At 34.9% G+C, this 14,346-nt stretch carries 17 protein-coding genes and 10 tRNA genes; 25 read left to right on the top strand and 2 right to left on the bottom strand.

Annotation, left to right across the window (positions count from 1 at the left end; translation table 11 throughout):
* Nucleotide 1: 1 nt before the first annotated feature.
* On the bottom strand, nucleotides 2-589 hold the full coding sequence (locus BN349_RS20220; RefSeq protein ID WP_019244130.1) for a rhomboid family intramembrane serine protease: 588 nt from the start codon (nucleotides 587-589) through the stop codon (nucleotides 2-4).
* A 75-nt stretch (nucleotides 590-664) separates the two neighbouring features.
* On the opposite strand from BN349_RS20220, the gene acpS reads away from it, so the two are divergent.
* From acpS to BN349_RS20145, 14 genes are all read left to right on the top strand, one after another.
* Nucleotides 665-1,018, top strand: a complete 354-nt coding sequence (gene acpS / locus BN349_RS20215; protein WP_019244129.1) for a holo-ACP synthase — start codon at nucleotides 665-667, stop codon at nucleotides 1,016-1,018.
* Nucleotides 1,019-1,435: 417 nt separating this feature from the next.
* Nucleotides 1,436-2,440, top strand: a complete 1,005-nt coding sequence (locus BN349_RS20205; RefSeq protein WP_019244127.1) for a LolA family protein — start codon at nucleotides 1,436-1,438, stop codon at nucleotides 2,438-2,440.
* A 238-nt stretch (nucleotides 2,441-2,678) separates the two neighbouring features.
* Complete coding sequence (alr, locus tag BN349_RS20200; RefSeq protein WP_019244126.1) at nucleotides 2,679-3,836, top strand: alanine racemase; 1,158 nt, start codon at nucleotides 2,679-2,681, stop codon at nucleotides 3,834-3,836.
* Nucleotides 3,837-3,985: 149 nt separating this feature from the next.
* Nucleotides 3,986-4,267 carry a CopG family ribbon-helix-helix protein gene (locus BN349_RS20195; RefSeq protein ID WP_019244125.1) on the top strand — a complete coding sequence of 94 codons (282 nt, stop codon included), beginning with the start codon at nucleotides 3,986-3,988 and terminating at the stop codon, nucleotides 4,265-4,267.
* Between the two features lie 7 nt (nucleotides 4,268-4,274).
* A complete protein-coding gene (locus tag BN349_RS20190; RefSeq protein ID WP_026089415.1) occupies nucleotides 4,275-4,625 on the top strand; it encodes a type II toxin-antitoxin system PemK/MazF family toxin in 351 nt (116 codons plus the stop codon).
* A 389-nt stretch (nucleotides 4,626-5,014) separates the two neighbouring features.
* Nucleotides 5,015-5,845, top strand: a complete 831-nt coding sequence (locus BN349_RS20185) for an STAS domain-containing protein (protein ID WP_019244123.1) — start codon at nucleotides 5,015-5,017, stop codon at nucleotides 5,843-5,845.
* The gene (locus BN349_RS20180) at nucleotides 5,842-6,198 is read left to right on the top strand and encodes an STAS domain-containing protein (protein WP_019244122.1); all 357 of its coding nucleotides are present in this window, start codon (nucleotides 5,842-5,844) and stop codon (nucleotides 6,196-6,198) included. The genes BN349_RS20185 and BN349_RS20180 overlap by 4 nt, the downstream gene beginning before the upstream one ends.
* A gap of 4 nt (nucleotides 6,199-6,202) precedes the next feature.
* A complete protein-coding gene (locus BN349_RS20175; protein WP_019244121.1) occupies nucleotides 6,203-6,601 on the top strand; it encodes an anti-sigma regulatory factor in 399 nt (132 codons plus the stop codon).
* Nucleotides 6,602-6,610: 9 nt separating this feature from the next.
* Entirely contained in the window at nucleotides 6,611-7,621 is a 1,011-nt protein-coding gene (locus tag BN349_RS20170) for a PP2C family protein-serine/threonine phosphatase (RefSeq protein WP_019244120.1), read from the top strand.
* A gap of 83 nt (nucleotides 7,622-7,704) precedes the next feature.
* Nucleotides 7,705-8,040, top strand: coding sequence for an anti-sigma factor antagonist (locus tag BN349_RS20165; RefSeq protein ID WP_019244119.1), 336 nt, complete (start codon nucleotides 7,705-7,707; stop codon nucleotides 8,038-8,040).
* Entirely contained in the window at nucleotides 8,037-8,510 is a 474-nt protein-coding gene (rsbW, locus tag BN349_RS20160; protein WP_019244118.1) for an anti-sigma B factor RsbW, read from the top strand. The genes BN349_RS20165 and rsbW overlap by 4 nt, the downstream gene beginning before the upstream one ends.
* A complete protein-coding gene (gene sigB / locus BN349_RS20155) occupies nucleotides 8,488-9,279 on the top strand; it encodes an RNA polymerase sigma factor SigB (RefSeq protein WP_019244117.1) in 792 nt (263 codons plus the stop codon). Before rsbW ends, sigB begins: the two co-directional genes overlap by 23 nt.
* Nucleotides 9,276-9,884, top strand: a complete 609-nt coding sequence (locus tag BN349_RS20150; protein WP_019244116.1) for a PP2C family serine/threonine-protein phosphatase — start codon at nucleotides 9,276-9,278, stop codon at nucleotides 9,882-9,884. Before sigB ends, BN349_RS20150 begins: the two co-directional genes overlap by 4 nt.
* 144 nt (nucleotides 9,885-10,028) lie before the next feature.
* Nucleotides 10,029-12,209 carry a Tex family protein gene (locus tag BN349_RS20145; RefSeq protein ID WP_019244115.1) on the top strand — a complete coding sequence of 727 codons (2,181 nt, stop codon included), beginning with the start codon at nucleotides 10,029-10,031 and terminating at the stop codon, nucleotides 12,207-12,209.
* A 167-nt stretch (nucleotides 12,210-12,376) separates the two neighbouring features.
* Here the strand turns inward: BN349_RS20145 and cmpA are convergent, their stop codons facing one another.
* Nucleotides 12,377-12,496, bottom strand: a complete 120-nt coding sequence (gene cmpA, locus BN349_RS25655) for a cortex morphogenetic protein CmpA (protein WP_019244114.1) — start codon at nucleotides 12,494-12,496, stop codon at nucleotides 12,377-12,379.
* Nucleotides 12,497-12,579: 83 nt separating this feature from the next.
* Between cmpA and BN349_RS20135 the strand changes: the two genes are divergently transcribed.
* The 11 genes from BN349_RS20135 to BN349_RS20085 all read left to right on the top strand — a co-directional run bounded on the left by BN349_RS20135 (nucleotide 12,580) and on the right by BN349_RS20085 (nucleotide 14,328).
* The gene (locus BN349_RS20135; RefSeq protein WP_026089412.1) at nucleotides 12,580-13,041 is read left to right on the top strand and encodes a SprT family protein; all 462 of its coding nucleotides are present in this window, start codon (nucleotides 12,580-12,582) and stop codon (nucleotides 13,039-13,041) included.
* A gap of 120 nt (nucleotides 13,042-13,161) precedes the next feature.
* A tRNA-Asn gene (locus BN349_RS20130) sits at nucleotides 13,162-13,236 on the top strand.
* Nucleotides 13,237-13,248: 12 nt separating this feature from the next.
* Nucleotides 13,249-13,339 (top strand) — tRNA-Ser (locus BN349_RS20125).
* 15 nt (nucleotides 13,340-13,354) lie between these two features.
* Nucleotides 13,355-13,426: transfer RNA gene (locus BN349_RS20120), tRNA-Glu, on the top strand.
* Between the two features lie 201 nt (nucleotides 13,427-13,627).
* Nucleotides 13,628-13,702: transfer RNA gene (locus BN349_RS20115), tRNA-Gln, on the top strand.
* A 2-nt stretch (nucleotides 13,703-13,704) separates the two neighbouring features.
* A tRNA-Lys gene (locus BN349_RS20110) sits at nucleotides 13,705-13,777 on the top strand.
* A 12-nt stretch (nucleotides 13,778-13,789) separates the two neighbouring features.
* Nucleotides 13,790-13,871 (top strand) — tRNA-Leu (locus BN349_RS20105).
* A 75-nt stretch (nucleotides 13,872-13,946) separates the two neighbouring features.
* Nucleotides 13,947-14,029: transfer RNA gene (locus BN349_RS20100), tRNA-Leu, on the top strand.
* 24 nt (nucleotides 14,030-14,053) lie between these two features.
* A tRNA-Arg gene (locus BN349_RS20095) sits at nucleotides 14,054-14,130 on the top strand.
* 27 nt (nucleotides 14,131-14,157) lie between these two features.
* Nucleotides 14,158-14,231: transfer RNA gene (locus BN349_RS20090), tRNA-Pro, on the top strand.
* A gap of 23 nt (nucleotides 14,232-14,254) precedes the next feature.
* Nucleotides 14,255-14,328: transfer RNA gene (locus tag BN349_RS20085), tRNA-Gly, on the top strand.
* Nucleotides 14,329-14,346 lie beyond the last annotated feature (18 nt).

Raw genomic sequence — 14,346 nt, 5'->3', positions numbered from 1 at the left:
TTTAAATTTTTTTGCTAAGGACAGTGGCCAGAACAAATCCAATAATATAGCCACTAATATGGGCGGTAATATTCGTGTTGGATTGAAAGAATGTCATAATAAAAGCGATAAAAGTTAATGCCTTTATCATGTGAACATCTTGTTTTGAGAGAAATGTAGAATTAAATAAAGCAAGATATAAATAAAAGCCTAAAAGGCCAAAAATGGCACCACTTGCTCCTAGGTGGGCGTACGTTAAGGGTTGTATGAAATAAGTGATAAGGTTAGCGGCGATGCCGCTGACTACGTATAATAAGAAAAATCGGAAAGATTTTATCATTTGCTCAATAGCCGGCCCGAAGATAATGAGAGCAAATGTATTAAAGATAAAGTGTATAAGTGAGCTATGAAGGAAAATCGGAGTGAGTAATCTCCAAAGTTGTCCCTCTTTTATGTATAAATTTATACCTAACATTTTGCTTATGATTAAATCATTTGATATTAAAGGTAAGTTAGCTAAAATGAAAACGACCATGTTTATACCTATAATAGATGTCACAACGGGGTACATTTTTATAAATTGTTTAAAGCTTTCTTTTCTAATAAACATAGCTCTCACTCCATTATTCATTGCGTGATATTCACATTTTATGCGCGTAATATCTAGATTAGAAGGAGAATAAGGATGATTACAGGAATTGGTTTAGATATTATTGAGATATCGAGAGTGCGACATCTTTCGGAAAATCAGCCTAAATTTGTGCGCCGTATATTAACAGAAAGAGAATTTGAATTGTATCTTACATATAGTAAAGAACGTAAGGTGGAATTTTTAGCTGGACGATTTGCTGCGAAAGAAGCTTTTTCTAAAGCGTTAGGAACTGGTATAGGTAGGGGCGTTGGATTTCATGATATTGAAATTGATTATGATGATAAAGGAAAGCCGATTATTATTGCTCCTAAATCAAAAGGAGTTCATTTGTCCATTACACATTGTCAGGAATATGCGGCTGCTCAAGTGATTATAGAAAGTGAATAGAGAAGAAAAGGATGAATTGAAAGAGAACTTTTGATTCATCTTTTTTGTTGTTTAGGAAATTATAAAATTTTTGACCTGTGAATTGTTTGTTTTTGAAAATGTTGAAGTCTAGCTCCAGTTCCTAGTCCCCAATGCCATAAATCAATCCCGTCCAGAAGGCGCTTGCGTTTTTGGTCTGTAGAAAGATTATGAGAAATAAAAGGTTTTTCTTAAATGCTTGTCATGACTTGGACATATTCGGTGAAGCACCGTCATATACTTTTATTGCTATAGGAGACAAGGTCGGTAATGGGAATTTTGGTGAAAAGATTGAGCTAATTTCATTTTCTGTTTGAAAAAAGATAATTACGATAGTAATCCATACCTAATCATAGCCTTTTTGTCTCTCTTTTTTAAATAATAAAAGGGGTTGAACGGATGAAAAAATTATTTGTGCTCGTTACAAGTATCTTATTGTTATTATCTTTGGCAGCGTGTGGGCAGAAGTCTCAAGAAGATGTAGTGAAATCTTTGAATAAAAAAGTCGCGGAAATGAAAAGTTATAAAGCAAATGCAAAAATGACTTTAAAGATGGGAGAGGATCCTCAAGTATATGATGTAGAGATATGGTATAAAAATCCTGATTTTTATCGGGTGAAATTAAAAAATGAGAAAAAAGAACAAAGTCAAATGATTCTTCGTAATAAGGAAGGTGTATACGTTTTAACACCAGCGTTGAATAAGAGTTTTCATTTTCAAAGTGATTGGCCAAAAAATAGTAGCCAGGCTTACTTATATGAATCGATTGTAAAGGATATTGTTTTAGATAAAGACGCAACATTCAAAGCAACTGATAAACAATATGTTTTTGAAACAAAGACAAGATATCAAAACAGTAAAATGCTTCCGTATCAAGAGATTGTTTTAAACAAAAAAGATCTTGCTCCAGTTAGTGTGAAGATAAAAGATCCTGATAAAAATACGCTTGTAACAGTAACGTTTTCTAAAGTAAGCTTTAATCCTTCTTTTGATAAGGATGCTTTTGATATGAAAAAGAACATGACAGGCGCTCTTATTGAAATACCAGCAATGGCAGAAGCGGATCAAGAATTTAGTTTAAATTATCCTACGGAAATTGAGGGTATTACGTTAAAAGAAGAAAAAGAATTCACGTCTGATGACAGCATAAGTTATGTATTAACGTATGAAGGAAAAGAAAAGAGCTTTACTATGATAGTGGAAAAAGCCAAAATTATTCAGACGATGAATGCTACACCGGTTATGGGGGATTTAGTTGACTTAGGCTTTACTATTGGTGTGATGACGGATAATAGTATTTCTTGGACATATGAAGGTGCTGATTATAAAATTGCATCCGATAGCTTGTCTAAAGCTGAAATGGCTGAAATCGCTCGTTCCGTTCAAACAAAGCCGGTAAAATAAGAGTACCTTAGAGTAAGGGTATAAATGAATAAAGTATTAATAAAAGAGAGTCATACAAATATTTGTGTGGCTCTCTTATCTAAAGAGAATAAAATGTTAAGAAGGGAAGGGGTTAAATAGCCCATTAGAAATCGTAAGAATTCTTCTTTTCTTTAATGGAAGTTTCTAATCTGTTATCCTATATATAGTTTACTCATAATAAGGGATGGGAAGAGACAAAGAAGGAAGGTTTATCAAAGTGAATTCAGCATTTTACAGAGATACATGGGCAGAAATAAATTTAGATTACATCTATGACAATGTAAGTAAAATGAAAAGTATGCTCAATGAAGATGTAAAGCTATGTGCAGTTGTCAAAGCAAATGGATATGGGCATGGAGACTTAGAAGTAGCTCAGACCGCGATAGAGGCAGGTGCTGACTTCTTAGCAGTTGCTTTCTTAGATGAAGCTATTATATTGCGTAAGAAAGGCATAGTATGTCCGATTTTGGTTCTTGGTGCAGTTCGAGCTTCGGATGTAGAAATGGCTGCTAGGTTACATGTGTCGATTACAGTATTTAATAATGATTGGCTAAATGAAGCATCAACTCATATTCCTCAAGGCCTAAAATTACCGATTCATATTAAATGTGATACAGGTATGGGGAGATTAGGATATAGAGATGCTAGTCAGCTAAAGGCGGCTGAAGAAATCATTCGTCAAACGGATGTTTTTATGTTTGAAGGAATTTATACGCATTTTGCTACAGCTGACGAATTAGATTTAACGTATTTCAATAAACAATATGAACGTTTTCAAGAAATGGTTGAACAATTATCGGAGAAGCCTGATCTTGTGCATTGCGGAAATAGCGCGGCTGCATTACGATTTCATAAGACATGGTGTAACGCAATTCGTTACGGGATAACCATGTATGGATTAAGTCCGTCTCCTGAAATAAAAGAGGAGATCCCTTTTGCCATCGATGAAGCCTTCTCACTTCATACGAAAATTGTTCATGTTAAGCAAATAGAAAAAGACGACCATGTTAGCTATGGGGCTACTTATACGGCGCAAGAAAAGGAATGGATTGCTACTTTACCTGTCGGTTATGCTGATGGTTGGATTCGGAAATTACAGGGACAAGAGGTTTTAATTAATGGGCAAAGAGTTCCGATTGTTGGCCGGGTTTGTATGGACCAATGTATGATTAAGCTTCCTTCTTATTATCCAGTTGGTACTGAAGTAACGTTAATAGGGAAGAATGGTAATCAAATGATTTCGATTGACGAAATAGCAAGGAAGTTAGATACGATTAATTATGAGGTTACGTGTATGATTAATTGGAGAATTCCTAGAATTTATAAAAGGCATGGACAAGTTTGTTCTACACGTAACGAGATACTAAAAATGTAAGAATGTATGAATAAAACTAAAGAGGCAATGCCTATAATAATATTATGGAAAAACCAATATTCCCTTTTCATTCTCCCATTTTAATGGTAATATGAAGGGTGAAAAAGTATAAAGTATAAAGTGTGTAGTGATGGTGGAGGTGTATGCTTGTGTCTGAACCCAGCGCAACAAGAGAAATATTAATTCAATTACCTCAAAATCTCTTGACTGAACTTGATGGATATGTGCAGGAAGACGATGTAAATCGTAATGAATTGCTATATCGTGCAACGAAAATGTATCTTCACGAACGAAAAAAGAGAAAAATTCGTGATGAAATGAAACGTGGCTATATTGAAATGGCTACAATTAATCTAAGCATTGCTTCTGAGGCCTTTCTTGCAGAATATGAGGCTGAGCACTGCGTTGAACGTTTAGTAAGCGGAGGATGATCCTTTGATCGTTGTTAAGCGTGGTGACGTATACTATGCAGATTTGTCCCCCGTGGTTGGTTCCGAGCAAGGAGGAACTCGCCCTGTGCTGATTATTCAGAATGATATCGGTAATCGCTTTAGTCCGACAGTAATTGTGGCAGCTATTACTGCGCAAATACAGAAGGCTAAGCTTCCAACACATGTAGAAATCGATGCGAAAAAGTATGGATTTGAACGAGATTCTGTCATTCTTTTGGAACAAATACGAACCATTGATAAGCAGCGCTTAACTGATAAGATCACTCATTTAGATGAGCTCATGATGAAGAAAGTAGACAATGCTTTACAAATCAGTATGGGACTAATAGAGTTTTAAATTTTTATAAGTTTCATTAACCCCTTTTAGTAAAGGGGTTATTTTTTTAAAGAAATTTAGACAATTGCATTTTGTATTAACGCTATTTATCTGTTAGTCGTATATACTTTTGCTTTTTATGTTTAATAATTTCTATAGCGGGTATTAAAGAAGTTTGAATATTTTTCACAATTTATTGATGATTCTCTATGCTGTGAATTTTCCTGGGAAAGGTTTAAACTTTGAGTTAGCGTGGTTTTTAATAAAAGAGAGAAAAAGTTGTTTTGGTTATAGTATGAAGGAATTATTATAAAAAAGTGATAATTATGTACTTATTCTTACAATAAGATAACATCTCGGGGACAAAATTATTTAAAAATTATTAATGTGTTAAAATGGGAGAGGGTAGTATGAAAAGAATAATGTTTGACTATATCTCAAAAAACAAAACTGAAATTTTAGATAAATGGGTAGATTTGATGAAAGAAGAGGCAGATGACCGTATGGTTAAAGTCGTATCAGATCAGCTGTTTTTTGAGACAAGCAATGAATTGATTGATCTCATTATCACTTATAAGCAAGAGTCGCAAAATGAATTTAAAGAAAAGCTAACGGAATTCACTGAGAAAATTGTCTGTTTTGGATGGCCTTTATCATTTGTCATTACGGGTCTTAAAAAGGTTAACCATTTAGTTTATAAAGGAATGAGAGAAAAAGGAAATTTTGTTACAATCGATGAAATGGAAATATGGTTCGATTTCGATGAATGGTTGAGTACATTATATTCAGATATTATTAATACATATACACAAACTTGGGAAAGAACGGTTTCTTTACAAAAAATCGCTCTTCAAGAATTATCTTCTCCTGTTATTCCTGTATTAGAAGGAATTACGGTAATGCCACTTATAGGGACGATTGATACTGAAAGAGCAAAACAAATTATGGAGAACCTATTGGTTGGAGTTGTAAAACATCGTTCAGAAGTAGTATTAATTGATATTACTGGCGTTCCATTAGTAGATACAATGGTAGCGCATCATATTATCCAAGCGGTTGAAGCTGTTAGATTAGTTGGAGCAACTTGTATACTTTGCGGAATTCGACCAGAAATTGCACAAACAATTGTAGCTTTAGGTATAAATTTAGATGGTATTAATACGAATAACTCTTTAAAGAGTGGGTTTGAGGCAGCATTGATATTAACAAATCGTAAAATTAAAGAGGTAGATGCTAAATGAGAATACCGATATTAAAACTATATGATTGTCTGCTTATTTCTATCCAATGGGAACTAGATGATGTAACGGCATTACAGTTCCAAGAGGATTTACTAAAGAAAATACACGAAACAAGTGCTAGTGGTGTAGTAATCGACTTAACTTCTATTGATTTTATAGATTCATTTATTGCTAAAGTGCTAGGTGATGTTGTGGATATGTCGCGTTTAATGGGAGCGAAAGTGGTGATTACAGGAATTCAACCAGCGGTTGCTATCACGCTTATTGAATTAGGGATTAATTTCCAAGATGTATTTACAGCGTTGGATTTGGAAAGAGGTTTAGAAAAAATACAACAGGAATTGGGGGATTGATTATATGGATCAATCCTACGTGAAAATATTCAATGAGTGGGATATTGTTGCTGCTAGACAACTTGGTAGAAATAAAGCGAAAGAATTAGGTTTTGGTGTTGTTGATCAAGCTCGCATAACGACGGCGATTAGCGAATTAGCGAGGAATATATATTTATATGCAAAACAAGGGAAAATTTTAATAGAACTTATTGAAGAGTCAGGGCATAAGGGCCTAATTATTATTGCAGAAGATAATGGTCCTGGTATTTTAGATATTGGTAGGGTAATGGAAGATGGCTTTACAACATCAGGTGGGCTTGGAGCAGGTTTACCTGGCGTAAAAAGACTAATGGATGCCTTTGATATAGAATCTATTCCTGAGAAAGGGACAAAGATTACTGTGACGAAGTGGCTTCGTTAGGGGGATACGATGGAAAAGGAAAGAAATGTTGAAGAGCTCTACCGAGAAGCGTTAACAAACTTTATAAAAGAGCAGTCGGAACAACATTTATATAAAGGGCTACAATTAAGTAGAAAAACGATGGAATATAATATATCACCAGAGGAAATAATTAATTGGCATAAAGATACGCTAATTCAATTATTTCCTGAAATACGACCTGAAATCATATATTCATTTGATTTTTTAATTGAAATGATGATGTGGTACGGTATTTCTTATAGTGAAACTCAGAGTCTACGTCACATACAACAAGAGCTGCAAACAGAAATGGAAGTAGCAGCAAATCTTCAAAGAACTCTTCTAGAAACAAAAATTCCAGAAATTAATCAATTAGAAATTGGTACGATTAGTGTACCGGCAAAACGGATGAATGGTGATTATCATCATTTTATGCTTGATGAAAAAGGTCGTGTTGGTGTCGCGATTGCAGATGTTATTGGGAAAGGTATTCCCGCAGCGTTATGTATGGCTATGATAAAATATGCAATGGATAGTATTCCGAACCAGGGACATATGCCAAGTAATGTATTACAATCTCTAAATAATGTTGTAGAGCAAAATGTAGAAGAAAGCATGTTTATTACAATGCTATATGGATTATACGATCCCGAGCTTCATACGTTTTCTTATTCATCTGCAGGTCATGAACCAGCTATGTATTATAGCGTGAAAAATGACCAATTCGAAGAACTGCAAGCAAAAGGTCTTTTGCTCGGTATAAACAAAAATACAACCTATCGGCAATATGATAAACATATTGAAATTGGAGATTTCATTATTCTTATGTCTGATGGCGTAACCGAATGTAGAACTGAAAAAGGATTCATAGAAAGAGATTATGTGATGGAGATTATTAAAGAAAATCTTCATTTAAGACCAAAAGAAATTGTACTTAATGTTTTTAAACATTTGGAAAAACTGCAAGATTTTCAACTGAGAGATGATTTTACCTTGATTCTGATAAAAAGAATGGAATAGTAGAAGTTATAATATAGTAGTTTAAAAGAGCAGATTAGGGGTATTATAAATTTTAGCATTTATTAACTGAGGTGAACTGTTTAATGAACATGGTGATTAATATTGAACAAGTTGAGTCAGGTGTGAAAATATCGATATCTGGAGAGATTGATGCATACACAGCTCCTGAACTTAGAGAAAAATTATTTCCTTTAGCAGAGCAAGCTTCAATAAAAATGACGATTGATTTAACAAATGTTTCTTATATGGATAGTACGGGTTTGGGAGTATTTGTAGGTGCGTTTAAAATGGTGAGAGCGAATGATGGAGAGTTCCAAATTGTAGGGTTATCTCAACGTTTAAAACGCCTATTTGATATTACGGGCTTAACAGAAGTTATGCAGATTAATAGCGTTGAAACAAAAGGTGGATTGTTATGAGTCAAAAATATGATTATATTGAAATGAAAATTCCAGCGAAGCCGGAATATATTAGTGTTGCTCGTTTAACGATCTCAGGTATTGCTAGTCGAATTGGCTTTTCTTTTGATGATATTGAAGATTTGAAGATAGTTATTAGTGAAGCCTGTACGAATGCTGTACATCATGCGTATGGAGAGCTTGAAGAAGGCGATATTAAGATTGGTTTTGGTTTATTTGAAGATCGTATAGAATTAGTCGTTGCTGATAATGGTCAAAGTGGTGATTTTGAAGAGATTAGACAAGGAATCGGACCTTACGGTAAAGAAGAAAATGTGGAATTGTTAAGAGAAGGAGGATTAGGTCTTTATCTAATTGAATCGCTAATGGATGAAGTTAAAATACATCAGCACCAAGGTGTTACTATTTTTATGACCAAGTATGTTCAAGGAGAGCAGGTGGAGAGTGATGTCAAGACAGTCTCAACCTAATCAGGAAACCCGAAAAAAGGTTAATGATTGGATTAAAGCTTATCAACTTAATCAAGATCAAGAGGCACAAGAACAACTTGTTCTCCACTATAAAGGTTTAGTTCAAATAATAGCTCATAAATATGCTAAGGGTAGAGCCTTTCATGAGGATATTTATCAGGTTGGGATGATTGGGCTTTTAGGTGCAATACGTAGATATGATGATGCATATGGTAAAACATTTGAAGCATTTGCAGTACCTACTATTATAGGAGAAATAAAACGATATTTACGTGACAAAACATGGAGTGTTCATGTACCTAGAAGAATCAAAGAATTAGGTCCGAAAATTAAATCTACAGTGGAAGAGTTAACAACACAGCTACAACGTTCACCTAGAGTGGATGAAATCGCAGCTTATTTAGAAGTTTCGGAGGAAGAAATTCTAGAAGCAATGGAAATGGGTAAGAGCTATCAAGCTCTTTCTATGGACCATAATATTGAAGCGGATTCAGATGGTGGCACTGTAACGCTTATGGATATCTTCGGAGAAGTAGAAGATGGCTATGAAAAGGTTGATCAAAAAATGGTGTTAGAAAAGGTCTTGCATGTTCTAACGGATCGAGAAAAGAAAATTATTCACTATACGTATTTAGAGAATATTAGCCAAAAGGAAGCGGGAGAAAAATTAGGGATGTCTCAAATGCATGTTTCTAGACTGCAGAGAAGAGCCATAAAAAAACTACGAGAAGCGATACAAGTAGAAGAGAACTCGGAGATTGCTAAATGATTGAAGATTACATCAAGAATGAAAAGTTGGAATTATCAATAAAGCAAGTGGCTAAAAATGATGCGCCGTTTTGTGGAGACTCTTATTTTTACATAATAGAAGAAGATTATTTTATCTGTGTTCTTGCTGATGGACTTGGAAGTGGAGAATTTGCGTATGAATCATCACAATCAGTAATAGATGTAGTGAAAGAATATCATCAACTTGAGTTAGAGACCTTGTTAGATAAATGTAATCGAGTGTTAATCAATAAAAGAGGGGCAGCTGTAGCGATATTAAAAGTTTATTTTAATAAACAACAGTTTCAATATATATCGGTTGGAAATATTCGTTTTTTCTTATTGCAGCCGTCATCAGATAAATTGATTTTCCCTCCACCTACCTCTGGTTTTCTTTCAGGTAGGGCGATGAAGTTTCAATGTAAAACCTTTCAATATGAACCATTTTCACAGTTTATTTTATATTCTGATGGGTTAGAATTGAAAGAGATTAAAACTTATTTAAATAGAAGAAATTCGATCAAGCAAATTACTAATGTGATTTGGAATGCGAATGTTGGACAATCAGATGATACAACGCTATTAATGGGGAGCTTATTTCAATAGAAGTAAGCTTTTTTGTTGCAAAGATAAGGAACTAAAGCATTGAAGATAATGAAAGCTAGAAGATAAATGAAGGTCTTTCTGAATTAGAATGATGGGGAACAATTTGGTAAAATAGAAATAGACTATGTGTTTGGAGGATATAAATTGACAATAGTAGAAAATCAATCAATAGATGTTAGTGGAGTAATTTCTAAAGAGTTAAAGCTTGGGCAAAAATCAGTTCAACAAGTAATTCAACTATTAGAAGAAGGTAATACTGTTCCGTTTATTGCACGTTATAGAAAAGAAATGACAGGTAGTTTAGATGAAGTGCAAATTAGAGAAATTATGAATCGTTGGCACTATCTTGAGAATTTACATAAAAGAAAAGAAGAAGTTATTCGTATCATTGATGAACAGGGTAAACTAACACCAGAACTGCAAGCGGCTATTCTTCAAGCAGATAAGCTACAGGTTGTAGAGGATTTGTATCGTCCATATAAACAAAAAAGACGTACAAAAGCTACAGTAGCAAAAGAAAAAGGTTTAGAGCCTTTGGCGCAGTGGATTCTTACTTTTCCGAAACAAGGAAAACTCGAGGATTATGCTAAAGATTATATCAATGAAGAAAAAGAAGTTCATACAATAGAGGATGCTATTAATGGTTCGAAAGATATTATTGCAGAAATCATCTCGGATGATGCGAATATCAGACAATGGATTCGAACAACTACTTTTAAAAATGGAAGCATTCAGTCTGTACTAAAAGATGAGGAGAAGGACGAAAAGAAAATCTTTGAGAATTACTATGAATATGAAGAGCCTGTACATAAAATCGTTCCTCACAGAGTATTAGCTTTAAATCGAGGTGAAAAAGAAGAAGTTCTAAAAATATCTATAAAAATCGATTCGGACAGAATTCTTTCATACATCTCGCGTCAAATCATTAAGGTTACGGCCTCAATCGTAGAAACGGTTGTGAAAGAAGCTATTGAAGATGCATACAAGCGCTTAATCCAACCTTCTATTGAAAGAGAAATTCGTAGTGAGTTAACAGAAAAGGCAGAAGATCGAGCTATTCATATTTTTGCAGAGAATTTAAGAAATCTTCTTCTTCAACCACCTTTAAAAGGAAAAGTAGTTCTAGGATTAGATCCTGCTTATCGAACGGGGTGTAAGCTCGCAGTGGTTGATGAGACAGGGAAGATGGAAGAAATAGCTGTTATATATCCTCATCCACCTGTTTCTAAAAAAGAAGAAGCGAAGAAAAAGTTCATTTCAATCTTAGAACAATATCAAGTAGAGCTAGTGGCGATTGGTAATGGTACAGCTTCTCGTGAATCAGAACAATTTGTTGCGGATATTTTACGTGAAATGGACCGTGATATTCACTATATTATTGTTAATGAAGCTGGAGCAAGTGTTTATTCAGCATCTGACTTAGCTCGCGAAGAGTTTCCTGATTTACAGGTAGAAGAGAGAAGTGCTGTTTCTATTGCAAGAAGGCTTCAAGATCCGCTTGCTGAATTAGTTAAAATTGATCCGAAATCAGTTGGGGTTGGGCAATATCAACATGATGTATCACAGAAAAAATTAAATGATTCATTAACGTTTGTTGTGGAAACAGCAGTAAACCAAGTAGGTGTGAATGTTAATACAGCCTCCTCGTCATTATTACAATATGTTGCTGGATTATCGAAAACGGTGGCTAATAATATTGTGAAAAAACGTGAGGAGGAAGGGGCTTTTGTTTCGAGGGTTCAATTGAAGAAAATTCCTCGACTTGGAGCGAAGACTTATGAGCAATGTATAGGCTTCTTAAGAATATTAGAGGGGAAAGAACCGTTAGATGGAACAGCGATACATCCAGAAAATTATAATAATGTACTAAGCTTGTTAGAAAAATTGGGCTTTAGCACAAAAGATATCGGTTCTAAATCATTGCAAGAAGCATTACAAACCATTGATTATGCTTCAGTCGCTAGCGAAATGAATATTGGTGAAATCACATTAAAAGATATTGTTGATTCCCTTATGAAACCTGGTAGAGACCCTCGTGATGAATTGGCTAAACCGTTATTAAAACAAGATGTATTAAAAATGGAAGATTTATCACCAGGTATGGAGCTTCAAGGAACGGTTCGTAATGTTGTAGATTTTGGAGCGTTTGTGGATATAGGAGTTAAACAAGATGGTTTAGTTCATATATCTAAATTAAGTAACCAATTTGTAAAGCATCCTCTTGATATTGTTTCTGTTGGAGATGTAGTAACAGTTTGGGTGGATAGTGTAGATACGAAAAAGCAGAGAGTAGCTTTAACAATGTTGAATCCTTCAAAATCATAAATTGTATTATATGAAGAGGAAGGGAACTCCGAAAGTTTTATATGGGAGATTCCTTCCTTTTTATCGTCAATATATACTTATTACACTGGTTTAAAATTTGTTTTAACTTCTAGGAATTCTATGAAATGTGTTTAGAATTAGTGTAGAAGAAAAAAGTGAGATAACAGTTACAGTTTAACTTTATTAGTTTTCATATAGAAATACCAGCATTGATTTAAGACATGAATTTGATACGTATCTTTTTCATAAAAGGCTCTACGGATTTGACTTTTTAACCAATTTGGCATATTTATACCTCCATTAGGTTAGCTAGGTATTGATTATTGTATGCTATAATGGTTGTCATGTTTCTAAAAAGGAGGGAATTAATCTGAATGACATTCAATTACAAAAATTAACGGAAGAAATATCACTACAGTATTTTCACAAGCCATTTAAACATACAGCATTTTTTAATAAACGATTGCGTTCTACTGGTGGGAGATACATGTTAGATAGTCATAATATAGAAATTAATTATCGTCATTATGAAGAGTATGGTGAGGATGAACTGATAGGTATAATTAAACATGAACTTTGTCATTATCATTTACATATTGAAAAAAGGGGTTATAAACATAGGGATGCAGATTTTAAAAATTTGTTAAAAATAGTCAATGCTCCTAGATTTTGCTCACCGTTATTACATAATAAGAAAGCGAAGGCAAGTAAACGCTATGTCTTTCAATGTACATCCTGTAAGACAGAATTTATTAGGAAAAGAAATATGGATATAAGTAAGTATGTTTGCGGAAGATGTAGAGGAGTATTAAGAAAAATAAGTAACTCTTAGTAGAGCTTCACTATTTTTTAAAAAATATAGGATCTACTCTTGACATGAAATAAGAACATCTTTATAATTCAAATAGTCGATAATGTATTTTACTTATCGATTTAAATGATAACTCTTTATTCCGCAGTAGCTCAGTGGTAGAGCACTCGGCTGTTAACCGAGCGGTCGTAGGTTCGAATCCTACCTGCGGAGCCATTTTTATGTATTGGGGAAGTACTCAAGAGGCTGAAGAGGCGCCCCTGCTAAGGGTGTAGGTCGGGTAACCGGCGCGAGGGTTCAAATCCCTCCTTCTCCGCCATACTTTAATTATGTTGGCCCGTTGGTCAAGCGGTTAAGACACCGCCCTTTCACGGCGGTAACACGGGTTCGAATCCCGTACGGGTCATATTAACAAATGGGAAGCGATTAATCGCCTCCCATTTGTTAACCACTCATATCAATATTATGATTAATGCTTTGAAAGTTTTTTTAAAAAAAGACTTGCTTTCAATATTGTGGGTATGGTATTATAAACGGGTTGCTTCTTAAAGGAATGTTAAGAAGATAACAATCGAAAAAAGTTATATTAAAATACTTTCTTCTTCAATGGGCTATAGCCAAGCGGTAAGGCAACGGATTTTGATTCCGTCATGCGAAGGTTCGAATCCTTCTAGCCCAGCCATTGAGCCATTAGCTCAGTTGGTAGAGCATCTGACTTTTAATCAGAGGGTCGAAGGTTCGAATCCTTCATGGCTCATTTTCACAGCATGCGGGTGTGGCGGAATTGGCAGACGCACCAGACTTAGGATCTGGCGCCTTACGGCGTGGGGGTTCAAGTCCCTTCACCCGCATTTCAAACTTTTAAAAATAACAGTTGACTTTAATAAGTTATGCTGATATAATAGATTTTGTCAGTTTGCGACTTTGCGGTCGTGGCGGAATGGCAGACGCGCTAGGTTGAGGGCCTAGTGGGGGAAACCCTGTGGAGGTTCAAGTCCTCTCGGCCGCATCAAATGACATCTTAGATTAATATGCGCCCGTAGCTCAATTGGATAGAGCGTCTGACTACGGATCAGAAGGTTATGGGTTCGACTCCTTTCGGGCGCGCCATAAAATTTTATATTCATATTTAAAAACCGGGGAGTAGCTCAGCTTGGTAGAGCACTTGGTTTGGGACCAAGGGGTCGCAGGTTCGAATCCTGTCTTCCCGATCAATCTCCTAAATTTTATATATGCGGGTGTAGTTTAGTGGTAAAACCTCAGCCTTCCAAGCTGATGATGAGAGTTCGATTCTCTTCACCCGCTCCAATTTTAAAACCGAATGTT

The organism is Bacillus sp. AP8, from assembly GCF_000321185.1.
GTDB lineage: Bacteria > Bacillota > Bacilli > Bacillales > DSM-1321 > Bacillus_AD > Bacillus_AD massilioanorexius.
The sequence above is the reverse complement of the archived record's forward strand: the minus strand, read 5'-3'. Positions and strand labels throughout refer to the sequence as shown.

Bases quoted from the DNA above. Each gene is read 5' to 3' on its own strand.
- BN349_RS20180 (WP_019244122.1), top strand. From the start codon at position 5,842: ATGAGAATACCGATATTAAAACTATATGATTGTCTGCTTATTTCTATC.
- BN349_RS20170 (WP_019244120.1), top strand. From the start codon at position 6,611: ATGGAAAAGGAAAGAAATGTTGAAGAGCTCTACCGAGAAGCGTTAACA.
- BN349_RS20185 (WP_019244123.1), top strand. From the start codon at position 5,015: ATGAAAAGAATAATGTTTGACTATATCTCAAAAAACAAAACTGAAATT.
- rsbW (WP_019244118.1), top strand. From the start codon at position 8,037: ATGAGTCAAAAATATGATTATATTGAAATGAAAATTCCAGCGAAGCCG.
- BN349_RS20165 (WP_019244119.1), top strand. From the start codon at position 7,705: ATGAACATGGTGATTAATATTGAACAAGTTGAGTCAGGTGTGAAAATA.
- acpS (WP_019244129.1), top strand. From the start codon at position 665: ATGATTACAGGAATTGGTTTAGATATTATTGAGATATCGAGAGTGCGA.
- sigB (WP_019244117.1), top strand. From the start codon at position 8,488: ATGTCAAGACAGTCTCAACCTAATCAGGAAACCCGAAAAAAGGTTAAT.
- BN349_RS20220 (WP_019244130.1), bottom strand. From the start codon at position 589: ATGTTTATTAGAAAAGAAAGCTTTAAACAATTTATAAAAATGTACCCC.
- BN349_RS20175 (WP_019244121.1), top strand. From the start codon at position 6,203: ATGGATCAATCCTACGTGAAAATATTCAATGAGTGGGATATTGTTGCT.
- BN349_RS20150 (WP_019244116.1), top strand. From the start codon at position 9,276: ATGATTGAAGATTACATCAAGAATGAAAAGTTGGAATTATCAATAAAG.
- cmpA (WP_019244114.1), bottom strand. From the start codon at position 12,496: ATGCCAAATTGGTTAAAAAGTCAAATCCGTAGAGCCTTTTATGAAAAA.
- BN349_RS20205 (WP_019244127.1), top strand. From the start codon at position 1,436: ATGAAAAAATTATTTGTGCTCGTTACAAGTATCTTATTGTTATTATCT.